Annotated in this window: 25 protein-coding genes; 14 read left to right on the forward strand and 11 right to left on the reverse strand. The window is 34.7% G+C overall.

Annotated elements, in window-relative coordinates; translation table 11 throughout:
- Positions 1-46 precede the first annotated feature (46 nt).
- The 8 genes from mgtE (at position 47) to BLT57_RS01580 (ending at position 5,311) form a co-directional block, all read left to right on the forward strand.
- The gene (gene mgtE, locus BLT57_RS01545) at positions 47-1,417 is read left to right on the forward strand and encodes a magnesium transporter (RefSeq protein ID WP_091421291.1); all 1,371 of its coding nucleotides are present in this window, start codon (positions 47-49) and stop codon (positions 1,415-1,417) included.
- 136 nt (positions 1,418-1,553) lie between these two features.
- The gene (locus tag BLT57_RS01550; protein ID WP_091421293.1) at positions 1,554-1,919 is read left to right on the forward strand and encodes a cupin domain-containing protein; all 366 of its coding nucleotides are present in this window, start codon (positions 1,554-1,556) and stop codon (positions 1,917-1,919) included.
- Entirely contained in the window at positions 1,916-2,857 is a 942-nt protein-coding gene (locus BLT57_RS01555) for a 2-hydroxyacid dehydrogenase (RefSeq protein ID WP_091421295.1), read from the forward strand. Before BLT57_RS01550 ends, BLT57_RS01555 begins: the two co-directional genes overlap by 4 nt.
- A gap of 20 nt (positions 2,858-2,877) precedes the next feature.
- Positions 2,878-3,336, forward strand: a complete 459-nt coding sequence (locus BLT57_RS01560; protein WP_091421297.1) for a DUF1801 domain-containing protein — start codon at positions 2,878-2,880, stop codon at positions 3,334-3,336.
- Positions 3,333-3,719 (forward strand): VOC family protein, encoded by a 387-nt coding sequence (locus BLT57_RS01565; protein WP_091421299.1) that lies wholly within the window; start codon positions 3,333-3,335, stop codon positions 3,717-3,719. Before BLT57_RS01560 ends, BLT57_RS01565 begins: the two co-directional genes overlap by 4 nt.
- Before the next feature lie 117 nt (positions 3,720-3,836).
- Positions 3,837-4,346 (forward strand): YtxH domain-containing protein, encoded by a 510-nt coding sequence (locus BLT57_RS01570; protein WP_091421301.1) that lies wholly within the window; start codon positions 3,837-3,839, stop codon positions 4,344-4,346.
- Between the two features lie 103 nt (positions 4,347-4,449).
- Entirely contained in the window at positions 4,450-4,773 is a 324-nt protein-coding gene (locus tag BLT57_RS01575; RefSeq protein WP_091421303.1) for a helix-turn-helix transcriptional regulator, read from the forward strand.
- 40 nt (positions 4,774-4,813) lie between these two features.
- On the forward strand, positions 4,814-5,311 hold the full coding sequence (locus BLT57_RS01580) for a DUF6428 family protein (RefSeq protein WP_091421305.1): 498 nt from the start codon (positions 4,814-4,816) through the stop codon (positions 5,309-5,311).
- A 153-nt stretch (positions 5,312-5,464) separates the two neighbouring features.
- Here BLT57_RS01580 and BLT57_RS01585 read toward each other — a convergent pair whose 3' ends face one another.
- From BLT57_RS01585 to BLT57_RS01600, 4 genes are read right to left on the reverse strand one after another with little or no spacing between them, the layout of a single operon-like run.
- Complete coding sequence (locus tag BLT57_RS01585) at positions 5,465-6,526, reverse strand: carboxypeptidase-like regulatory domain-containing protein (protein ID WP_091421307.1); 1,062 nt, start codon at positions 6,524-6,526, stop codon at positions 5,465-5,467.
- On the reverse strand, positions 6,516-8,348 hold the full coding sequence (locus tag BLT57_RS01590; protein WP_091421309.1) for a lysophospholipid acyltransferase family protein: 1,833 nt from the start codon (positions 8,346-8,348) through the stop codon (positions 6,516-6,518). The genes BLT57_RS01585 and BLT57_RS01590 overlap by 11 nt, the downstream gene beginning before the upstream one ends.
- Before the next feature lie 22 nt (positions 8,349-8,370).
- Positions 8,371-9,621, reverse strand: coding sequence for an aspartate kinase (locus tag BLT57_RS01595; RefSeq protein ID WP_091421312.1), 1,251 nt, complete (start codon positions 9,619-9,621; stop codon positions 8,371-8,373).
- A 1-nt stretch (position 9,622) separates the two neighbouring features.
- Positions 9,623-10,102 carry a GNAT family N-acetyltransferase gene (locus BLT57_RS01600; RefSeq protein WP_091421314.1) on the reverse strand — a complete coding sequence of 160 codons (480 nt, stop codon included), beginning with the start codon at positions 10,100-10,102 and terminating at the stop codon, positions 9,623-9,625.
- Positions 10,103-10,218: 116 nt separating this feature from the next.
- Here BLT57_RS01600 and fbp point away from each other — a divergent pair, with 116 nt between their 5' ends.
- A complete protein-coding gene (fbp, locus tag BLT57_RS01605; protein WP_091421316.1) occupies positions 10,219-11,241 on the forward strand; it encodes a class 1 fructose-bisphosphatase in 1,023 nt (340 codons plus the stop codon).
- Positions 11,242-11,278: 37 nt separating this feature from the next.
- On the opposite strand, the gene BLT57_RS01610 is transcribed toward fbp, so the two are convergent.
- Positions 11,279-11,710 carry a TerB family tellurite resistance protein gene (locus BLT57_RS01610; protein ID WP_091421318.1) on the reverse strand — a complete coding sequence of 144 codons (432 nt, stop codon included), beginning with the start codon at positions 11,708-11,710 and terminating at the stop codon, positions 11,279-11,281.
- Between the two features lie 98 nt (positions 11,711-11,808).
- Here BLT57_RS01610 and mfd point away from each other — a divergent pair, with 98 nt between their 5' ends.
- Genes mfd through BLT57_RS01625 form a run of 3 tightly spaced genes read left to right on the forward strand, consistent with a single transcriptional unit; the run spans position 11,809 to position 17,377 of the window.
- A complete protein-coding gene (mfd, locus tag BLT57_RS01615) occupies positions 11,809-15,138 on the forward strand; it encodes a transcription-repair coupling factor (RefSeq protein WP_091421324.1) in 3,330 nt (1,109 codons plus the stop codon).
- Entirely contained in the window at positions 15,135-16,004 is an 870-nt protein-coding gene (locus BLT57_RS01620; protein ID WP_091421326.1) for a DMT family transporter, read from the forward strand. The genes mfd and BLT57_RS01620 overlap by 4 nt, the downstream gene beginning before the upstream one ends.
- 59 nt (positions 16,005-16,063) lie before the next feature.
- Positions 16,064-17,377: a TlpA disulfide reductase family protein gene (locus tag BLT57_RS01625; RefSeq protein WP_091421327.1), complete on the forward strand. Its 1,314-nt coding sequence runs from the start codon at positions 16,064-16,066 to the stop codon at positions 17,375-17,377.
- 65 nt (positions 17,378-17,442) lie between these two features.
- Here BLT57_RS01625 and lysM read toward each other — a convergent pair whose 3' ends face one another.
- On the reverse strand, positions 17,443-17,952 hold the full coding sequence (gene lysM, locus BLT57_RS01630; RefSeq protein ID WP_091421328.1) for a peptidoglycan-binding protein LysM: 510 nt from the start codon (positions 17,950-17,952) through the stop codon (positions 17,443-17,445).
- A gap of 178 nt (positions 17,953-18,130) precedes the next feature.
- Complete coding sequence (locus tag BLT57_RS01635; RefSeq protein WP_091421330.1) at positions 18,131-19,081, reverse strand: nicotinic acid mononucleotide adenyltransferase; 951 nt, start codon at positions 19,079-19,081, stop codon at positions 18,131-18,133.
- Positions 19,082-19,212: 131 nt separating this feature from the next.
- Between BLT57_RS01635 and BLT57_RS01640 the strand changes: the two genes are divergently transcribed.
- A complete protein-coding gene (locus tag BLT57_RS01640) occupies positions 19,213-20,214 on the forward strand; it encodes an NAD(P)H-dependent glycerol-3-phosphate dehydrogenase (RefSeq protein WP_091421334.1) in 1,002 nt (333 codons plus the stop codon).
- Here BLT57_RS01640 and BLT57_RS01645 read toward each other — a convergent pair whose 3' ends face one another.
- From BLT57_RS01645 to BLT57_RS14105, 3 genes are all read right to left on the reverse strand, one after another.
- Positions 20,215-20,610, reverse strand: a complete 396-nt coding sequence (locus BLT57_RS01645; RefSeq protein ID WP_091421335.1) for a hypothetical protein — start codon at positions 20,608-20,610, stop codon at positions 20,215-20,217.
- A gap of 3 nt (positions 20,611-20,613) precedes the next feature.
- A complete protein-coding gene (gene pheS, locus BLT57_RS01650; protein WP_091421337.1) occupies positions 20,614-21,633 on the reverse strand; it encodes a phenylalanine--tRNA ligase subunit alpha in 1,020 nt (339 codons plus the stop codon).
- A gap of 237 nt (positions 21,634-21,870) precedes the next feature.
- The gene (locus BLT57_RS14105) at positions 21,871-22,227 is read right to left on the reverse strand and encodes a hypothetical protein (RefSeq protein WP_091421340.1); all 357 of its coding nucleotides are present in this window, start codon (positions 22,225-22,227) and stop codon (positions 21,871-21,873) included.
- 111 nt (positions 22,228-22,338) lie between these two features.
- On the opposite strand from BLT57_RS14105, the gene BLT57_RS01660 reads away from it, so the two are divergent.
- Positions 22,339-22,857: a CvpA family protein gene (locus BLT57_RS01660; RefSeq protein WP_091421343.1), complete on the forward strand. Its 519-nt coding sequence runs from the start codon at positions 22,339-22,341 to the stop codon at positions 22,855-22,857.
- A 9-nt stretch (positions 22,858-22,866) separates the two neighbouring features.
- Here BLT57_RS01660 and BLT57_RS01665 read toward each other — a convergent pair whose 3' ends face one another.
- Positions 22,867-23,793: a LysR family transcriptional regulator gene (locus BLT57_RS01665; protein WP_091421345.1), complete on the reverse strand. Its 927-nt coding sequence runs from the start codon at positions 23,791-23,793 to the stop codon at positions 22,867-22,869.
- Positions 23,794-23,869 lie beyond the last annotated feature (76 nt).

Raw genomic sequence — 23,869 nt, forward strand, 5'->3', positions numbered from 1 at the left:
TTTGATTTTAAAATCTTTAAAATTGTATCAAGACGCATAAAATCTCATGGTAGAAGAAAAAGAAAATAACCAATTTGAGCTTACCGATGAACTCATTGAGAAAGTAGAATTTCTTGTTTCCAATTCCGAAGACAAAGAATTAAGATTGCTTTTAAATGAATATCACCATGCTGATATTGCCGAAATTCTTGACGAATTAGATCTTGAAGATTCGGTTTATGTGATTAAATTGCTCGATTCTGAAACCACATCAGATATTCTGATGGAACTCGATGAGGACACTAGAGAAAAAGTCCTTAAAAATCTTTCAGCCAAGGAAATTGCTGAAGAAATTGAAGAATTAGATACCGATGATGCGGCAGATATGATTGCCGAACTACCTGAAGCACGTCAGGCAGAAGTTATCTCAAGAATTGAAGATGACGAACACCGAGAAGAGATTACCGAGCTTTTGGCATATGATGAAGATACTGCTGGTGGTCTTATGGCAAAAGAACTGGTTAAAGTATATGAAACATGGACCGTTGCTGGATGCTTACGTCGCATTAGAGGACAAGCAAAAGAAGTGACCAGAGTACATTCGATATATGTTGTTGATAAAGAAGATAAACTCATTGGGCGCTTGTCTCTTAAAGATTTAATCGTCGCCAAAAGTGAACAAAAAATCTCAGACATTTCTAAAGACACGGTTGATTGGGTTAATGTACATGACGATGTAGAAGATGTGGCTAGGGTCATGTCCAAATACGATTTAGAAGCTATTCCAGTTGTAGATGACAATCAAACTTTATTAGGTAGAATTACCATTGATGATATCTTAGATGTTTTAAAAGAAGAAGCTGATAAAGATTACCAATTGGCAGCAGGTATTACAAAAGATGTCGAGGCTGACGATACCGTTTGGGAATTAACTAAAGCACGTTTGCCATGGCTCGTTTTAGGGCTTTTTGGTGGTTTAGGTTCTGTGTTTATCATGAAAGGTTATGAAAACATCATGGAGACCGTACCATCATTGTTCTTTTACACACCCCTTATTGCCGCAATGGCAGGAAACGTAGGAGTTCAATCCAGTGCGATTATCGTTCAAGGTCTCGCTAATGATAATGTAAAAGGAAGCCTTATAAGTCGATTGATTAAAGAAGTCGGCCTTAGTCTTATTAATGGATTTGCATTAGCACTACTCGTTATTTTATTTGGTTTCGCGATTGGTCAAGATGCTACCGAAAGTCTTGCTATCGCAGTGTCCATGATGAGCGTCATAATCGTTGCCGCTTTAGTAGGTACCTTCGTCCCAATAATTTTAGATAAAAGAGGTATTGATCCAGCCATCGCCACAGGTCCATTTATTACAACTAGTAATGATATTCTTGGCATTTACTTATTTTTTGTGCTTTCGGGATTAATTATTGGTTTTTAATTTAGGCGTTTACTACTTCGCCGAGGCTTCGTAGCACCGTGCTTTTCGTTTCAATCTTTTGTAAAAGCAAAAGTATTTCCTCTGCAGTCACTAACGCAAAACTTTGTAACTTTAAACACGAAAAAGTCGTTTTAAGATGAAACCCATAAATATTAAAGAAAAACATCTCCTGTTTACCAAAACGTGGCATCCGCATCGCATTGCCCTAGTTGATAACATGCAGGTCATTTTAGCCAAAATTAAAGGCGAGTTTGTATGGCATAGTCATGACAATGAAGACGAACTGTTTCAAGTCCTTAAAGGCACGTTATACATGCAGTTTCGAGACCGTACAGAAGTTGTTAAAGAAGGGGAAATTATTGTAGTTCCCAAGGGTGTCGAACATAATCCATGCACAAAAAATGATGAGGAAGTACATCTTTTATTATTTGAAAAACTGGACACTGAACACACAGGAAATGTAGAACACGAACGCACACAAACTGAATATCCTGAAATTTGAAAATTCTCCACTTAGACACAAATCATCCGTTACTTATTCAGCAACTTAATGGCTTAGGGTTTACCAATGATGAAAATTACACCGCTTCTAAAGAAGTGATTGAGCAAGATATTCATCAATATCATGGTTGTATCATTCGCAGTCGTTTTAATATCGACAAACAATTCCTAGATGCGGCCACCAACTTAAAATTTATTGGACGCGTTGGCGCAGGATTAGAAAACATAGATTGCGATTATGCCCAACAAAAAGGAATCAAATTAATTGCAGCTCCTGAAGGAAATCGCAATGCCGTTGGAGAACATAGTTTGGCAATGCTATTATCGCTTTTTAATAAATTGAATAAAGCCGATAAAGAAGTACGGGAAGGTCAATGGCTGCGAGAAGCAAATCGTGGAATAGAACTTGACGGCAAAACTGTGGGTCTTATTGGCTACGGAAATATGGGAAAAGCCTTTGCTAAGAAACTTCGCGGTTTTGATGTAAATGTGCTTTGTTATGATATCAAACCCAAAGTAGGCGATGCAAATGCCATTCAAGTATCGTTAGAAGAACTTCAAGAAAAAGCAGATGTATTGAGCCTACATACTCCTGAAACACCGCTCACAATTAATATAGTTGACTCCAATTTTATCAATGCTTTTAAAAAGTCGTTTTGGCTCATTAATACCGCTCGTGGTAAAAGTGTAGTAACCCAAGATTTAGTTTCTGCATTAAAATCTGGTAAAATATTAGGTGCTGGTTTAGATGTTTTAGAATATGAAAAATCATCTTTTGAAAACTTATTTTCATCTAAAATGCCCGAAGTATTGGAGTCTCTTATGTCCGCAGAAAATGTGATTTTAACCCCACATGTCGCTGGATGGACCGTTGAAAGCAAAGAAAAATTAGCACAAACCATTGTCGATAAAATAAAAATAGAATTTTGTTATCTTTAGAGTAACTAAATGCAATCGATATGCAATACAAAGCAACTTCAGCTGACGACTATATTAGTCAGGTTCCAGCAGAGCGACAAGATACGCTCAAAAAATTACGCAAGGTTATCAATGACAATCTCCCATCCGGTTTTCAGGAAGGTATTCAATATGGAATGATTGGCTATTATGTACCGCATTCAGTATATCCAGATGGTTATCACTGTGATCCAAAAACACCTTTGCCTTTTATGAGTTTTGCTTCTCAAAAAAATTCAGTCAACTTATATCATAGCGGCATATATGCGAAACAAGAACTTCATGATTGGTTCGTAAGTGAGTACGCGAAACAATGTAAACGAAAATTAGATATGGGCAAAAGTTGTGTGCGTTTTAAACGCTTGGATGAGATTCCTTTTGATCTTATCGCTGAGCTTACCAGAAAAATGACTTCCGAAGAGTGGATAGATATCTACGAAACTAATATTAAGAAAAAATGAAAAAACGAGTCACAGGTATTGGTGGATTATTTTTTAAAACAAAAGATCCAAAAGCATCAAAAGATTGGTACAAAAATCATTTAGGATTCAATACCGATGATTACGGTTGTACCTTTTGGTGGAAAGACAAAGATGGTAAAGATTGCTCAACACAATGGAGTCCTTTTAAAGATGACACTAAATACTTTGACCCTTCTAAAAAAGGATTTATGTTCAATTATCGTGTTGAAAATTTAAAGGAACTATTAGTGACTTTAGAGGCAGAAGGTGTCACTATAGTAGGCGAAATGCAAGAATATGAATATGGTAAGTTTGGTTGGATCTTAGATAATGAGGGCAATAAAATTGAACTTTGGGAGCCCGTAGACAAAGCCTTTCTCTAATGTTGTAACAAAGTGAGCAATATCGCTACTCATTAAGTAAACACCTATAATGAGCGAAAACAATAAATGTAATTGCTTGATTTTTAGTAACTTTATAATATAATAAAACTAATTGATATGTCTGATGATAGTAAAAGTTTAAGCGATGACCTTAACGAAATGTTAGGTGATGCCAAAGAAGGCGCAAAAAAAGCTGCCGATAAAGTAAGTGAAAAAGCTAGTGAGTTTGCCGATGAGGCCAAGGAATTCGCAGGAGAAGCTAAGGAGAAAGCTTCAGAATTTTCAAAAGAGGCAAAAGCTTCTGCAAAAGAGTTTGCTGATGACGCCAAAGAAGTTTTTAGTGACGGAAAAAATGTAGCAGTTATTGCGCATCTAACGCTAATTGGATGGGTAATTGCATTGGTAATGAACAATAATAATAAAACTGAATTTGGCTCTTTTTATATTCGACAATATCTAGGGTTTTTATTATTAAGTCTACTGGTAATCATACCGTTTTTAGGTTGGATACTAGGCGTTGTTATTTTTGTAGCTTGGATTATGAGTTTAGTAAGTGCTTTAGGCGGGAAAATGCAACCATCATTTCTACTTGGTAAACAATTCCAAGAGTGGTTTAAAACGTTATAATATAAATGCCAGGTTTATCAATCTGGCTTTTAAATTGTTATTATTATCGTAATATTGCAATATTACGATAATAATCAATACATTTGTAGACAAACCAATTCTTATGGGAGTTACAAAGCAATTTATTTTTCCAGATAATATCAATGAAATTGCAATGCTTGCAAAAGTATTTGCTCATCCTGCGCGTTTGGCTATTTTAAAATACATTAGCGAGCAAGACGGTTGTATCTGCAATGATTTAGTCGATGAAATAGGCTTGTCTCAAGCTACAATCTCTCAACATTTATCGGTCATTGGTGATAGTGGATTATTAAAAGGAACTTTTGAAGGTAAGAAAAAATGTTACTGTATAAATGTTGAACGATTTAGTGAGATTCAACTTTTACTGAACTCTTTCTTAAACAATACTAAATCCAACTGCTGCTAACATTAAAAGTATCAAATCATCCTAATAAAACTCATATAAAATGAAAACACAAGACTTATTCTCATTACTAGAACAACATAAAGACAAGGCTTTACTATTTGAGTACGCTCCAAATTGCTTTGTTGGAACCAACTATCACATTACTGAAGTTAAACACATAACTATTGATTCTGTAGATTGTGGCGCTCAAACAGACTCTTGGAAAGAAACCATCATTCAACTCTGGGAAAGCCCCAATGACATTGAAAATAGTAAACATATGTCTGTACTTAAAGCTTTAGGTATTCTAAAGAAAGTAGGTCAAATGAAACCCTATATTCTCAATGCGGAAGTGAAATTTGAATACAGTAATAGTTCATTTCATACTGCTCAATTGTTTGTAAATCAATCTAAAATAGATGACGGAAAACTAATCATACAACTAGGAATAGAAAAAACCGATTGCAAAGCAAAAGATACTTGTGGCATCGCTGAACCAGCAATGGAACAAGAAACCCAAGATGAACCTTGCTGCTCTCCAACTGGCAACTGTTGTTAATTAGCATACCTGTCATATATTCTTGAAATTCTTGGCGAAGGCAGATGCCTTATGACTAGCTTCACCATTTTTCCTAAGGAAAAGTATGAGGTGTTTTTAAAAAGCTCGCAATGAGATTAGAGCCTTCTTCAAGGATTGTGTTGAAATCTACTTTTAAATGTCTATGGCAAAATCTAAAGGAAGCATGTCGCCAATTCTTAAATTAGACATGTATCCTACGAAATAGAATGCACCAATAGGGCTATAATTTCCATATTGATCTATAGTTATAATCGTATTATAATATGATTTCTGTGTTTGTTTATCCTTATCACCACTTGAGTGTTTTATAGATTTCCTCAGGCCTGATTGATAATCTCTATTATAAACAACACTTAATGGCAGCCTTAATTTGACAGCAAACTTAACAGTGTCTTCAAGAGCTCTCACTGAAATATATTTTGAAGCATCAACCTTAAACCCATTAGTAAAAACTTGATAGCCTTCATCTTCCAGACGACTATTTGATAGCGCTCTCATAAAATGTAAAACAGAACCTTTATAGGTGCTGTCCCTTTGTACATGAGATGTTTCTTTATTTTTCAGCAAGTCCTTAAAAAAGGTTGTACCAGTATAAATGACAGATTCAATTCTATAGATTTCCTTTTTAATATTCACATATCTGAAATCTATTACAAAGTCTTTTATTTCAAACTGAATTTGATATTGAAGATTTTCATTTTTAATACTAATGGGTTTGGTAGAAGACGCAACCAACTGTTTAGTAGATTTATTAAATCTAAGAATAAGATCATCCTCATTCAAAATGGTACAAGATGCTCCATTCTCAGATTGTCCTAAAAATTGTTCCTTAAAATATTTCAGCTTTAAAGCTTTTGACATCCCATCATAAGATGTAATAACGACTTCATCTAACTGACTAGTAGTAGGGACTAATAAAACTTTATAGAATGTTTTTGAATTATAGTTCGTTAAGAACACTTTTTCATAACCTAAAAAAGAAATGATTAAAGGTGAGTTGACGCCTTCTCTTTTGTCAATTTCAAATTCGCCTTTTTCATTAGTTGTTGTCCCTATTGTCGTATTATCAAAATAGACCGCAACTGTTTCAATAGGTAAATTGGTTTTTACATCCAGCACGATGCCTTTAATACTTTGAGAAAATGAATAGGCTGAAAACAGAAAACTAATAAAGACAACTATACTATGCTTCATTATTATTTGAGAATTTTCGTTCCAACTCTGCTTGAAACTCCTCCATTACAGGTTTTACTGTGCTTTCAGGAAGATCGGCTATTTTAATATACATCAAACCATCAACTGAATTATTGAATAAAGGATCAACATTAAACGCCACAAGCTTTGCATTTTGTTTGATATACTTTTTTAGTAATACGGGTAAACGCAATGCTCCAGGTTCTATCTCATCAATGATTTTATCAAATTTATTCAAATCCGCTTCTGTCGCATCAAACACAAAATCTTTATCGGCATCTTTTAATATGACCTTAAACTCTTTTTTGGGATGCACATACTGAGCGACATAAGGATCGTAGTAATGTGATTTCATAAACTCTATCATTAATGACTTTGAGAAATTTGAAAACTGATTACTAATACTCACACCGCCTATAAGGTATTTGTGTTCTGGATATCGTAATGTGGTATGTACGATACCTTTCCAGAGTAAAAATAAAGGCATTGGTTTTTGCTGGTATTCCTTAATAATAAACGCTCTTCCCATTTCTATAGATTCGCTCATCATTTTATACAATTCAGGTTCAAACCTAAACAGATCTTGAAGATAAAACCCATCTATTCCGTAACGGGCATAAATCTTTGAGCCTAATCCCATTCTGTAGGCGCCAGCCAATTGTTTAGTCTCTGTATCCCATAAAAACATATGGTGATAATAAGTGTCAAAACTATCTAAATCTATGGCTTCGTTTGTCCCTTCTCCTATTGCTCTAAATGTAATTTCCCGCAATCGCCCAATTTCATGAAGAATATTTGGTATGAGTTCTGCTGACGTTAAATATACTTCATAGTTTTTACTAACAAGCAGCCTGAAATCACCAGAGCGTAAAGCTTCAACCTCTGAGGCCATCTTTTCAGAACTTACTGAACCTACAATCCGTTTTGGAGGTTTAGCTGGAGGCTTTAAAGTATTTGAAATATTATCTAAGATCTTAGGTTTAGTATCGAAAGCATTAGATAACATGTAGGTTTTTCGTCTAAGAAATTCAGAAAAATCAGCAATTGTTGTTTGCTCTTTCTGATCATTTACTGAAATAGGCTTCCCTATTCTCACCTTAATTATTCGGTTTTTTTGTGTTAATAATTCCGAAGGTAACTTAGCAGTTCTAAACGTATCACTAATCTTCGAAAGTTTATAAAAAAGCTTGCTATTTTTAGCATGGAAATAAATAGGGACGACTGGTACTTCGGCCTTCTTAATTAGTTTCATAGCAGCTTCCTCCCATGGTTTATCAACTACCAGCTTTCCATCTCTATAGGTAGAAACCTCTCCCGCCGGAAAAATCCCCAAAGGATGACCATCTCTCAAATGTAATATGGCATTTTTAAATCCTGTCACACTTGATTTGACATCCTTTCGGTCTTCAAAAGGGTTTACAGGCATAATATATGGCTTCAAGGGCTCTATTCTATGCAGTAGAAAATTAGCAATAATTTTAAAGTCTTGGCGTTGCTCAATCATGAGCTTTAATAGCAATATCCCATCAATACCTCCAAGTGGATGATTAGATACTGTAATATAAGGACCTTCTTTAGGCAAGCGCTTTAAATCTTCTTCTGGAATTTCAAATTTTATTTGAAAATCATCTAAAATCCCATTTAAAAACTCTCCATCACTCAAATGCTTATTGCGCTTATAGACTTTATTAAGCGTTGATATCTTTAACACCTTCATTAACAACCATCCAATAAAGGTGCCTAAAAAACCGTATTTATCAGCTTTAATTGCTTTAGAAACTTCTTTTGCGTTAACTAATCCTGTATCTTGTTGTTTGGTCATGACTGTAAATGTACTAAATAAACTATTTAGTTACTATCTGTATGGTTTCCTGTGTTAACTGTTTTAAAAGCAATTCTTTACCCGTTTCTAACGAAGAAACAGCTTGTTCGTTATAGTGTCTTATAGTATACAGATTCACGTTTTCATAACATGTTACTTTAAATTTTGCCTTTAAATGCTGAAGTAAACGTTCAAGGTTACTATATGAGTTTTCAAAACAAACCGAAAAACTAATGGCAGAATTTTGTATCACGTCAACTTTCATTTTATACAAATGCAATAATTTAAAGATCTGACTAATGTTTTCCTCTACGATATAACTAAAATCTAATGATGATAATGAGATTAATACCTGATTCTTCTTTACGATAAAACAAGGAATATCTGGATCTAACCCTACCCCTTTACCTACCATTGTACCCTCATTTTTAGGGTTTAAAAACGATTTTACAAAAAGAGGTATTTCTTTTTGTTGCAGCGGCTGTAGTGTCTTGGGGTGTATCACTGAAGCTCCATAAAAGGCCAATTCTATAGCTTCTCTATACGAGATACTATGAAGCAGTTGCGCGTTTTCAAAATAACGAGGATCGGCATTCAAAATCCCTGGTACATCCTTCCAAATTGTAACGCTTTCCGCATTTAAACAATACCCAAAAATGGCTGCAGTATAATCACTTCCTTCCCTGCCTAAAGTTGTGGTAAAATTATTGGAATTACTTCCCAAAAACCCCTGTGTGATATTAAGTATTTTAGTGTCAAAACACTCCTTTATATTTGTTTGCGTTTGCTCCCAATTGACATTAGCTCGTCGGTAATAATCATCTGTTTTAATGAACTCCCTAACATCTAACCAATTATTTTTAATACCAATATCATTTAGGTAAGCGCTAATGATAGTGGTAGATGTCAACTCGCCATAACCAATGACTTGATCATAAACAAAATTATAATCAGGAGATTTATTTCGTCTTAAAAAATGGTCTAAGTCTTCAAAGAAGGATGCAACTTTTTTAAATATTGCATGTTGTGTGTTCTCAAAAAGGTCTAATAAAATTTCATTGTGATATTTTTTAACCTCTTGAATTGAGCTTTGGAGTTCGGCTTTATTATCAAAGTAGTTTTTGATGACGAGTTCAAGTGCATTTGTGGTTTTTCCCATTGCTGAAACCACAACAAGTGTATTAGTGTATCCGACTTGTTGTAGGACTGATGCCAAGTTTTTGACTCCTTCAGCATTTTTTACCGAAGCACCTCCAAATTTGAATATTTGCATACTATATATTTGCTATATATGTTTCTATTTCTTGTTCATTAAGTTGAACAAGATCCCAATCTCGCTTCACAATTGCTCCTTTTTTTTCGTAAAATCGAATTGCTAACTCATTCCAATCTAATACTTCCCATCCAATGCGTTTAACGCCTCGACTATGACCATATTTTACAACGTGATCCAAGAGTGCAGTTCCTAATCCCGCACCTCTCATAGTTTGCGTAACCACTAAGTCTTCAAGGTGGAGCACAGGACCCTTCCAAGTAGAAAAACGTTCGTAAACTAAAGCCATCCCTTGTATAATTCCATCGTGTTCAGCAACAAAACATTGAAATTTAGGATGATCTCCAAAACCATGGGTTACCAAATCGTCAACCGTTACTTTCACAGCATCTGGTTCTTTTTCAAAAATAGCGAGCTCATAAATAAGGTCTAATACTTTGGACATGTCATTTTTAGTCGCTTGTCTGATAGAAAATGTCATAGAATTTCTTTAGTTCAAAGATAGTTTAAAACTTCAAATTTTTATCATATAATAATTTTCCGAAAACGTTGTAGTTGATTAAAAAAATGAGATATTTGCAAAAACAACCCAACTTCATGTCTCAAAAGAATCAAACTCTTGGTGAATTCATCATTGAAAATCAATCTTCTTTTAAATACACTTCTGGCGAGTTATCACGTCTCATAAACTCCATTCGATTAGCTGCAAAAGTTGTTAATCATGAAGTTAATAAAGCAGGTTTAGTTGATATCATTGGAGTTGCTGGAGATATCAATATTCAAGGTGAAGATCAGCAAAAATTGGATGTTTACGCTAATGACAAGTTCATTCAAACCATGACCAAGCGAAATATTGTTTGTGGCATTGCTAGTGAAGAGGAAGACGATTTTATTTCTATCAATAGTCAAGATGAGAATCATCAAAATAAATACGTTGTCTTAATTGATCCTTTAGATGGATCCTCAAATATTGATGTTAATGTTTCTGTAGGTACTATTTTCTCAATATACAGGCGCGTTACTCCTGTAGGTACTCCTGTAACCATTCAAGATTTCCTCCAAAAAGGAAACCAACAAGTCGCAGCAGGTTACATTATTTACGGAACATCAACAATGCTTGTATACACCACTGGAGATGGTGTAAACGGTTTTACGCTAAACCCAGCAATTGGAACATTTTATTTATCACATCCAAATATGGAGTTTCCAAAAAACGGTAAAATATATTCTGTGAATGAAGGGAATTATATCCACTTCCCACAAGGTATAAAAGATTATATCAAATACTGTCAAATGGAAGAAGGAGATCGACCATATACAAGTCGTTATATTGGTTCTTTAGTTTCTGATTTTCATAGAAATATGATTAAGGGTGGTATTTATATGTATCCAAAAAGTTCACTAAACTCTAACGGTAAGTTACGTTTGCTTTATGAATGCAATCCAATGGCTTTTATCGCTGAACAAGCTAATGGTAAAGCAAGTGATGGTTTCACTAAAATTATGGATATCAAACCTACCGAACTACACCAGCGTGTTCCTTTTATTTGCGGAAGTAAAAACATGGTTGAGAAAGCTGAAGAATTTATGTTAAACGCACAAAAAAAAGCGACAAATTAATAAATTATCGCTTTTTTAAGAGTTTTGAATTTGCAAACTACTGATTCATGTTTTTCATACGCTCAGTAAACTCATCTAAATCTAATTCATAATGCACTAAGGTTAGTGCTTTATCTGTAATATATTTAACATTCTCCGGATTGAACCCTAAACCAATACATAGTTTTTCTAATAGGCTTACTTGGTTTGGTCCCTCTATGTGATCGGCCCATACCATACGCGCTAAATCATACAAGCGCTCTAAACGATGATCGTAAGATAATGGTGGATTGATTGGATGACTTCTATAATCTTTTAAAATCTGTTTATAATCGCTCTCTGTGATATCTAAACGTGTCGCTAAACGATCTAAAAATGCTTTTTCCGAGTCATTGATAATTCCATCACTCATCGCAACTCTCACGATAGCTGCAAAATGGTCTTCATTACGCTTTTTAAATCCGCTTTCGAATAATTCTGAAAATGACATGTGTTTTGTTTTTTTAGTACCACAAAGATAGTTTTATTAATACATTTTAACAATATGCTATGGCACAAAAATTTTATATTTGCACAAAATAAAATGTCTTGAGTAAATCCGTTCTCTCGCAATCATATGCACAGGCTTTGCAGAAGCAAAATCTGCGAAATGCTATTGCCTATTCTGGAGCAAAAATACATATTAAAGGTCTTGTTGGCTCTTCCCTGTCACTCGTTATTAGTGAAACATTTAAACAAACAGAGTTACCGTTTTTACTCATTTTTAATGACAAAGAGGAAGCAGCCTTTCACCTAAATGATTTGGAAATACTTCTGAACGACAAGGATGTACTATTTTATCCAGGAAGTTACCGCAGACCTTATCAAATTGAAGAAACAGACAATGCCAATGTCTTACTTAGATCAGAGGTCTTAAACCGTATTAATTCTCGAAAAAAACCAGCGCTTATTGTCACTTATCCCGATGCCCTTTTTGAAAAAGTTGTGACGCGTCGCGAATTAGAGAAGAATACCCTGAAAATAGGGGTTAGTGATAAACTCTCTATCGATTTTGTGAACGAAATTCTATTTGAGTACCAGTTTAAACGTGTTGATTTCGTGACCGAACCCGGAGAATTCTCAGTCCGCGGTGGAATTGTCGATGTGTTTTCATTTTCACATGATGAACCCTATCGCATTGAGTTTTTTGGGGATGATGTGGATAGTATTCGAACCTTTGATGTAGAGACGCAGCTCTCAACAGAACAAATCAAAAAAATAAGTATTATCCCGAATGTAGCGAATAAATTTCTAGAAGAAAACAGGCAGAGTTTTCTAAAATATATTGCTCAAAAAACAGTGGTCTTTACTAAAAATTCGGACTTATTATTTTCAAGAATTGATGACAACTTCTTAAAGGCTGAAGAGGCCTTTAAGACTTTATCCTCTGAATTAAAACATTCAGAACCTGAAGAATTATTCTGCAACTCCAAACTGCTAAAACAACAATTACTAGATTTCAGTTTGGTTGAATTTGGCACTTCAAATTTGTTTTCTAAAGAGACTTTTCAATTCAATACAATACCTCAGCCTTCATTTAATAAACAGTTCAACTTATTAATTGAAGACCTTAATACCAATCATAAAAAAGGTTACACCAATTACATCGCATGTGTTAGCGAACAACAAGCCAAACGTTTTCACGATATTTTCGAGGATGTAGCAGAAGACGTACATTATCAAACCATTGTGCTTTCCTTACATCAAGGTTTTGTAGATCATGACCAAAAGATTACTTGCTATACAGATCATCAAATCTTTGAACGTTATCATAAATTCCATCTTAAAAATGGTTATGCTAAGAAACAAGCCATCACGCTTAAAGAATTGACCAATCTTGATATTGGAGATTATGTAACACATATTGATCATGGAATTGGAAAGTTTGGCGGTCTGCAAAAAATTGATGTAGAAGGCAAAAAGCAAGAAGCCATCAAGTTAGTATATGGCGAACGTGATATTTTATACTTGAGCATACACTCACTTCATAAGATTACCAAGTTCAATGGCAAAGATGGAAAACCACCAAAAGTCTATAAACTCGGTAGCAAAGCTTGGAAAACACTTAAGCAAAAAACAAAATCTCGTGTTAAGGAAATTGCTTTTAACCTTATAAAAATCTATGCCAAACGAAAACTTGAAAAAGGCTATCAATACAAACCTGATAGCTATTTGCAACATGAACTAGAAGCATCTTTTGTTTATGAGGATACACCCGATCAAACCAGCTCTACGGCAGACATTAAAGCCGATATGGAAAGTGAACGCCCAATGGATCGTCTGGTTTGTGGTGACGTAGGTTTTGGTAAAACTGAAGTCGCTATTCGAGCTGCCTTTAAAGCCGTTGACAACGGTAAACAAGTCGCTATTTTAGTGCCTACCACAATTTTAGCTTATCAGCACCATAAAACCTTTACTGAGCGCCTTAAAGATTTTCCAGTAACCGTAGATTACCTCAACCGCTTCCGAACAGCCAAAGAAAAACGTGAAACCCTAGAGAAACTTGAAAAAGGTCATGTAGATATCATTATTGGTACACATCAATTGGTTAACAAAAATGTAAAATTTAATGACCTTGGTTTACTCATTGTTGATGAAGAACAAAAATTTGGCGTAGCAGTTAAAGAGAAACTAAAAACACTCAAAGAAAATGTTGATGTCCTGACACTTACTGCAACACCTATACCACGAACGCTGCAATTTAGCTTAATGGCAGCAAGAGATTTATCGGTCATTACGACGGCGCCTCCTAACCGATTTCCTATAGAGAGTCATGTCATTCGATTTAATGAAGAAACTATAAGAGACGCCATCACTTATGAAATTCAACGTGGCGGACAAATATTCTTTATTCACAATCGTATTGAAAATATCAAGGAGGTGGCAGGTATGATTCAGCGTTTGGTTCCTGATGCTAAAATTGGTATTGGTCACGGACAGCTTGACGGCAAAAAACTAGAGCATTTAATGTTAGCTTTTATGAATGGATCCTTTGATGTTTTGGTGAGTACAACCATCGTTGAAAGTGGATTAGACGTGCCAAATGCCAATACCATTTTTATCAATAATGCGAATAACTTTGGTTTGAGCGATCTCCACCAAATGCGAGGACGAGTAGGAAGAAGTAATAAAAAGGCCTTTTGCTATTTCATTACTCCTGAATATTCTGCAATGACGAACGATGCTCGTAAGCGTATCACAGCGCTAGAACAGTTCACCGAATTAGGAAGTGGTTTCAATATCGCGATGAAAGATCTCGAAATTCGTGGTGCTGGAGATTTATTGGGTGGTGAGCAAAGTGGATTTATAAATGATATTGGTTTTGATACCTATCAAAAAATCCTCAACGAAGCCATTGAAGAACTCAAAGAAAATGAATTCAAAGACTTGTATCAAGACGATGGAAAAGAGAAAAACTATGTCAAAGACATTACCATTGATACCGACTTTGAGCTCTTATTCCCTGATGATTACGTGAATAATATTACAGAACGCCTTAATCTGTATACAAAGCTAAATACACTCAAAACCGAAGAAGAATTAAAAACTTTTGAGACCGAAATCATTGATCGCTTTGGAGAATTACCTGTACAAGTAATTGACTTACTAAATAGCGTTCGTATCAAATGGATTGCCACTAAAATAGGTCTCGAGAAGATTATTATGAAAAAAGGTCGATTTGTAGGTTATTTTATCAATGATCAACAAAGTCCGTTTTATCAGAGTGCTAATTTCACAAAGGTGTTACAGTATATGCAAACACGACCAAAAGATTGTAAGATGAAAGAAAAACAAACGCGAAATGGTTTACGGCTCCTCTTAACTTTTGAACAAATCAAATCTGTTAAAAAAGCGCTTAATCGACTTCAAGACATATGAAAGACGGGCATCTCCAACATGTCTTTTGGCTAACACTGGCAACCGTATTTATTAGCACCTCTGGTGCGTTAGGAAAATATATTGCCATGCCAATTCCTGTTATTGTATGGTGGCGATGCGGTTTGGCAGCATTATTTCTATTCCTGTTTTGCAAGCACCAAAAGATTAACCTAAAGATCAATTCACGGAAAGACATGCTTACCTTCCTTATTGCAGCTATTTTCTTGGGCGCACATTGGGTCACCTACTTTTTTGCGTTGAAACTCTCTAACGTTGCTATTGGAATGCTATCTCTATTCACCTTTCCTCTCATGACAGCCATATTAGAACCTGTATTTTCGAAAGTCAAGTTTGACCCAGCTCATATCATACTTGGTGTTTTAGTCTTAATCGGAATATTCTTTTTAGCTCCAGAATTTGACTTAAAAAGTTCACAACTTCAAGGTATTTTATTCGGGCTCTTATCAGCATTTTGTTATGCCATTAGAACCCTAATGTTGAAACAGCACGTTTCAGTGTACAACGGCAGTATGCTCATGTTTTATCAAGTATTACTATTATCTGCGGTATTAGTTCCTCTGTTATTTATACTGGATACATCTGCTATTGAAACCCAATATCCATATGTAATTTTATTAGCTTTAGTAACAACGGCTATTGGTCATACCATGTTCATTCATAGTTTGAAATATTTTAAAGTTAGTACTGCCAGCATCATTGCAAGTACGCAGCCACTTTTTGGAATTATAATCGCCTTTTTATTTTTGAACGAAATTCCAACATGGAATACCTTTATAGGTGGTACCTTTATCATATCCACTGTTATTATTGAAAGTATACGTTCGAAGCGAACAACAAAAGAATAAATTTCAGATATTTGGCTTGATAATTGACATTGAAACTGTGTTGAAATAATTACATTCTTATGAGAAAATTTCTATTATTATTAGCATTCATACCATCACTTTTAAATGCACAACACGTTATAAGTGGTGGGTTTACTCCTGCAGAAGATTTCACCTATGCTTTTTTATATCATGCAACTCCAACAGGAGCCGAATATATTGACAGAGCCGAGCTTTCCCAGGAAGGACGCTTTAGTATTAAACTTGATTCAACGAAGAATCCAGGTATATACAAAATTGTTTATGCCCTACCTGCAGAAGAAAACAACTTTGATTTTATTTATAACGGAAAAGAATCGATTGATTTTAACTTTAGCATAGAAAACGGATTAGAATTCACAAATAGTAACGAGAATAAACTGTGGGCCTCTTATATTAAAAGTATGGCCATGGTAAATATGACCCTCAGTAATTTTTATACACAACAAAGTAACGATCAGCAAGCATTTATGGAAATTATAAAAACTATGAGTGATACGCAAAAAGCCTATGAAGAAAATTCTAAAGGCATGATAACCTCGAGTTTTGTAGAGGCTAATACGCCTTATATTCCTAAAACCTATGAAGATTTATCTACCTACTCAAAGCACCTAAAACAAACGTATTTAAAGCATGTTGATTTTAGTAATACCTTATTACAGAGCTCCGATTTTCTAGTGGAGCGCGTCTTAGCATATATCTTCGGCATGTCTGCAAATACCAGTAATACGGTTTATAAAACTGATATAGATCATTTGATGACCACTATGGGTGAAGGAAATATTCATATCAAAACTATTTTGTTTGAAATGATTTGGCAACGATTTAAAGAGATAGACAATGCAGAAATCGCAAATTATATTACCGACCAATACCTATTAGAATTGACTAAACAAACGGGATATGAAGCTTTAAAAGAGCAACTAATAGTCTTCAAAAACAATACCGTTGGCAATAAGGCTGCTAACTTCGATTTGACCTTCACGACAAATGGAAAAACCATAAGCACCAACTTACACGATCTAGATATCGCAAACCAATACTTGGTCATCTTTTGGAGTAGTACATGTGGCCATTGCCTAGATGAGTTGCCAAAAGTAAAAGCCTTTCTTGAAGATAAAAAAGATATCCAAGTGATTGCATTTGGGATGGAAGATGAAGACCCTAAAAACTGGCAAAATTTTATTGCAGATTATCCTGATTTCATTCATGTGTTGGGATTAGGAAAGTGGGACAACCCAACATCTAATGCATATGGCATATCATCAACACCATCTTTTTTTCTGCTAGATAAAGACAAGACCATTTTATCAAAACCATATGATGTTCAGGCATTGATGGACATCTTGAAATAGAAAAAACATAAACCAAGAAAAGCGCAACATTATGCTGCGCTTTTTTTATTTCATATTATTAAAGTTCAATTCAAGTTTGGAATCCGTAGTACTTTCCCAGGATAAATTTTATCAGGATCGGTAAGCATGGGTTGGTTGGCTTCAAAAATCTCCGCATATTTCATCGCATTCCCGTAATAGTGTTTAGCAATTTTACCCAAGGTATCACCGCGTTCTACCGTATGGAATTGGGCTTCTGGCTCAACATGCTCAACACTCATTTGATCGTCAACCAGAGCTATTCCTGCTGTATTACCTATCACTAAAACTACTTTTTCTCGTGTTGACTGATCATATGCTTTCCCAGAAACTAGTGCAATATTTAAATCAATAAAAACATGAAGATTCTCAACTTGTAATCGTAAATCGCTTATCGTTTCTTCTAAATTTCGTGCAGCAGCCTCTTCTCTGCGGTCTAATTCAGACTCTGTGGCAACTTTCTCCTTAGCCCTAACATCTAAAGTTTTTGTTACTAGCGTTTTTCCGATACCAAAGACTTTTGCACCCGCATCATTTATAAATGTAAACAATCCCATAATACCCTTATCATATTAGTATCTAATCTCAAAATTCGATTTTAGATCAATTCTAAATCCAAATTTATAGTTTAGACACCACTTATCTCCTTAAAGTCACATTCCTATAGTAAAAGAAAAACGCCCAACACATATGAATGTGATGGACGTTTCTGGAAACTAAATAACCAACCAAAATTTAGCTCCTTGTATTGTCTCTAGGGTTATCCTCTCTAAGCGTTTTTTGCTTACGCTTTTTAAGTTCTTTATTACCCTCAATACGCTTGCCTTGCGCATCGGTTTGTCTCAAGAATTGAATATATCCACGGCCTGTGAATTCATAAACGGTTTCTGAAGAAGGGTGGTATAATTCTATCCTTTGATCATTTATAACGCTCAACTCAAAGAATTCATTGTCAAAGAAATCATAATCTAGTGTTAATGTTTTTAGATACATATTAGTATTAATATCACCTACGCCATAAACGCCTGTATAATCCCAATATATATTCGCTGGATCTGAGATATTGACATCCTGAGAGCTTCTAAAGACCGAGTCATTACCTCCAGCCAAGAATTGTAAGTAGTTCTCGTTGTCAAATTCATTTAATACACCCATTTCACTTGTAAAGGTCTTTTCCCAAGCTTCATATTCTTGTAAGAAATAATGAATATTGTCATAAAACACAAAGTCATAATCAAACGTACTTCTCTGGAAACCATTTAAGAAATATGACGTGTCGTTAAATGGATTATATAATTCAATGGTATTATTATCAATTTGATAAACGTCAAAGGTTTCATAGCCATCAATATCATGATTGACGTCTAAAATCATGTTATAAGCATCATAAGTACCCACATCAATACCATAACCATTGCCTTGACTACCAAAACCAACCAAGTTGTTGTTAGCATAAAGGACACCATTTCTAAAAGACACGGTAAATGCAATTTGTAAAAACGGAGTTTCGCCAGGGCCTATGGTTTGGTTGATGTCTACATACCATAACTCATATGAACTCAACAACTGGTTCAAAGTGATACCAGGCTGATTATTAAAGTCATTGATAATTACTTCTTCTCGATAACAAGAGGTAAATAAAGTTGCTGTTAGAGCAAATCCTAAGAGTAATTTAATCGTTTTCATAATCTTCCGTTTTCTGATTTCTATTTTAGAAGTTTCAAAACGCGTGCCAAAATACAAGTCTATTCAAGAGATGCTATAAAAAACGGGGATTATTCCTTATTTTTGATTGAGATTTTTTAATCCTCTATACTATGAGTCAACCAATAAAATATGCAGTATTTGGTGCTGGAAGTTGGGCAACTGCCATTGTGAAAATGCTTTCTGAAAACTTAGATCAGATCGGTTGGTATATGCGAAGTGTTTATACCAAAGAGCATATCCTTAAAGAACAACACAATCCGAGCTATTTAAGCTCTGTTGAGTTTAAAACTGAACAACTCAAATTAAGTAATGATATTAATGAAATTGCTGAATGGGCTGATGTCTTGATTTTTGCAATTCCTTCCGCTTTTATGCATTCTGAATTAGAAAAACTAACTATAGATATTTCTCAAAAAACAATAGTCTCTGCCGTTAAAGGCATTATGCCACAATCTGGATTATTGGTTGGCGAGCATTTTCACGATATTTATAATATCCCATTTGAAAACATTGCTGTTATTGCAGGACCCTGCCATGCTGAAGAAGTGGCACTTGAACGTTTATCCTATTTAACCATTTCTTGTGCTGATGCCGAAAAAGCTCAAGCCATTGCAGATGTTTTATCAAGTGATTATATCAAAACTAAAATTAGTGATGATATTATAGGAACTGAATATGCCGTCATGCTTAAAAATATTTATGCTATTGCTGCTGGAATTGCTCACGGTTTGGGTTATGGAGATAATTTTCAAAGTGTACTCATGAGTAATGCCATTCGTGAAATGAAGCGTTTTATTAAAAAGATGCACAAGATGAAACGAAATATTAACAACTCTGCATATTTAGGCGATTTATTGGTTACTGGTTATTCAACATTTTCTCGTAATCGTATGTTTGGAAACATGATTGGAAAAGGCTACACGGTCAAATCTGCACAAATGGAAATGAGTATGGTTGCCGAAGGCTATTATGCTACAAAAAGTGCACACGAACTTAATCTCAAAAACAAAAAGAAAACACAATTGCCAATCATAAGCGCAGTTTATGAAATTTTGTACGAGAACAAAAATCCTAAAAAAGTATTTAAAAAACTAACCGATAAGTTAGATTAGTTATTTCACCAATACACCCTTTAATTGCATCAAAGGTATTGTTTGTAAAGCTTGGGTGTTTATGGTGTTTTTTCTGAATACATATGTTTTATCAAACATTTGATTACCTTCAAAAAACGTGACTTTAAACTCATTATTAATAGCCAATAGGCGTTCTTGCATGAACTCAATTTTAGCGTAACTTCTTGCCGGCAAAAACTTTATTGTGTGGCGCATGACTGGCGTGACTTTATCTTGAGAATACCCTTTTGAGACGATTAGCACTGTATCGAGATCTACATCTTTGTTATTAATAATATAGGCATTCCAATCAACGGTCTTGTATTCAGGATGTTGCTCTTGAACAACAACTACAAAGACATCTTTAACTTCTGGAATTTGAATATCCTTTTTCACTGATTAAAGTGCGCTTTTAAATTGTTCTAAGAAACGTACATCGTTTTCACTTAGTAAACGAATATCACTAATTTGATGAAGCAATAATGAAATACGATCAATTCCCATTCCAAAGGCGAATCCGGAATATTCACTTGAATCAATACCACAATTTTCTAAAACGTTTGGATCAACCATACCGCAACCCATAATTTCTAACCAACCAGTTCCTTTGGTCATTTTATAATCGGTTTCAGTTTCTAAGCCCCAATACACATCGACCTCAGCACTAGGTTCAGTAAATGGGAAGTAAGACGGTCGCAAACGAATCTTCGACTTTCCGAACATTTCAGTAGTAAAATATTGTAAAGTTTGTTTTAAATCGGCAAAACTTACATCCTTATCAATATACAGACCTTCTACCTGATGAAAGAAACAATGTGACCGTGCTGAAATGGCTTCATTACGGAACACACGACCAGGAGAAATGGTTCGGATAGGTGGTTTATTATTCTCCATATATCGCACTTGAACCGAACTCGTGTGTGTGCGTAGTAAAATATCTGGATCGGTTTGAATAAAGAAGGTGTCCTGCATATCCCGTGCTGGATGGTATTCTGGTAAATTTAATGCCGTAAAATTATGCCAATCATCTTCAATTTCTGGACCTTCACTTACATTAAATCCAATGCGAGAGAAGATATCAATGATTTGATTTTTAACGATGGAAATCGGATGCCGCGCACCAATCTCAATAGGCTCACCAGGACGCGATAAATCACCATAGATTCCTTTAGTGTCTTCATGACTTTCCAGCTCTTCTTTCAAGGCGTTGACTTTATCTTCGGCCGTTTGCTTGAGCTTATTGATGGTTTGTCCGAACTCTTTCTTTTGTTCATTAGCCACATTTTTAAACTCTGAAAAATACTGCTTTAAAAGCCCTTTAGACCCTAAATATTTAATACGAAATGCCTCAACCTCTTCTTTAGACTGGGTTGTAAATGCCTCTGCTTCTTCTATGAGTTCTTTAATCTTGTCTATCATGATACCTTCAAAATGAACCGCAAATTTATGAATTTTATTGAGAAATGCATTAAGGATAGAGGTTTTGTTGAAGCTTTTAAAACCTTAATGTTTGGATACAACTACCAAAATATTTGTATTCATCAAGTCATAAAATAAATGGAGTGTTTAAGTAAATTATAGCACTTTAATGATTTTAACTAAAGGTGTTAAGGGGTTAGAAACATCTATGTGAAAGGACACTATACCAATTCACAATTACTCGATAAACTTAGTTTCTAAAAAATAACTGACAATTGCATCTTTCATTAAGATGCTTTGCTCACCAGCCTTTAAAGGTGGAAGTTCCTCTTTTATCTTATAATGTGGCCAACCATCTTCATCAACGAAATCAAATTCGTAATAGCCATATGGTGAAAGTAGCTTACAAATAGCAATATGCATTAAATCAAGCTTATGATCCTTTTTGAATTTTCTATCTAATTGCCCTAATTCCTGAACACCTATTAAATAAATGATGGCATCCAAATCAAGAGAATCACCATCTGCAAATCTTGCAGAAAGCTTCTCAACTATCTGTTCCCAGCGTTGTTTTAATACTTCGTCTCTTGCCATATTTTTACTGCAATAATATTAGCCAACAAATTTAGTAAACTATAAGCTGTGTTTCTGCGTTATTAAATTAAAATCATAAAAATTATGTAGGTTTGTTAAAACGCATTCTTTATGGCATTGATTGATATAATCTTAGCAGCACTTCTGCTTTTTGGACTTATAAGAGGATTTATAAAAGGTTTGTTTGTTGAAGTGGCATCACTATTAGCTCTAGTTGCAGGTGTTTATGGTGCTATTCACTTTAGTAATTTTGCTGCAGATTTTTTAGTGAGTAAAGTGGAGTGGGATGAAAAATACGTTAATATTGTTGCCTTTGCGATTACTTTCGTCATTATTGTTGTGGTGATTGCTTTAGCTGGGAAGGCCTTGACCAAACTCGCCGACTTTGCTGCGCTTGGCATTTTAAACAAACTACTTGGCGGCGTTTTTGGCGCTTTGAAAATTGGATTAATATTGAGTGTGTTATTAATTGTTTTTGACAATATGAATAATACCATCCCATTTGCAGATGACAAAGATTTAGAAGAGTCCATCTTGTATGAGCCTGTTAAAAGTTTAGCGCCAATATTATTCCCGAGTATTCTTAATAAAGGGAAGGAAAATTCAGAAACCGAATCTTCATCTGAGTAACTTTAAAGATTAATAGTCATCAGTCCAACTAAAATAGCTATTATACACGCTTAGCTTTTCTTGCCTCACATAATGTAAAAAAGCCTGAGCTACGGGTGATAATACTTTCTTCTTTAGCCAAATTAGTTTCCATGTGGATTCTAGAGGCAGACCTTTTACAGGTACAATTTTTAATTCATCTTGTTCTATTTCATTCTTAATACTCAATAGAGAAACAATAGATACACCAATATCAGCAACTACGGCTTGTTTAATAGCTTCATTAGAGGTTAACTCTAATTTGATTTTTGGTTCAATTTGCTCTTGTTTAAAAAATTGCTGCATGGTATAGCGCGTTCCAGAACCCTCTTCTCGATATATTAACGGTGTGGTTCTGAAGAGTTTTTTCGTTTTTGCAATATTAGCATCTATTGGATTGTCTTTAGCCGCTACCAAAACCAGCTTGTTTTCTAGGATGGCTTCTTCATCTAAGTCAAGATGCTTTGGAATTACTGTAACCAATGAAAAGTCAACTTCATTTTGTTCCAAATCTTTAATTACTTGCGTTTTATTGGATACATCCATTACCAGTTCTACTTCTGGATGCTGTTTTAAAAATCCGTTTAAAAAATAAGGCATCACGTAATTTCCTGTCGATACTACTGATATTTTAAGTTTTCCAGAGAGTAGGCCCTTAAAGGCTTCAGTTTTATATTGAATGGTATTGACCTGCTCAAGAATGCGCTCGGCTATTTGATAAATTTCCTTACCAAATTCGGTGACGTAAAATTGTCTTCCAATGACTTCAGACAAGGGAATATCAAACTGATCTTGAAAATTTTTAAGCTGAATTGATGCTGCTGGTTGACTCATGTTAAGTTCTGTAGCAGCTTTGGTAATACTTTTATTTTGAACAATAACAGTAAATACTTTTAATTGATGCAATGTAAAGTTCATAAATATTATTTATGTATTTGATAACAAATTTAAATAAAAATATATGAATAAGTCCTTATACATTTGTGCAGTTTTA

This window comes from Formosa sp. Hel1_31_208 (genome assembly GCF_900104785.1).
In the GTDB taxonomy this organism is placed as follows: Bacteria; Bacteroidota; Bacteroidia; order Flavobacteriales; family Flavobacteriaceae; genus Psychroserpens.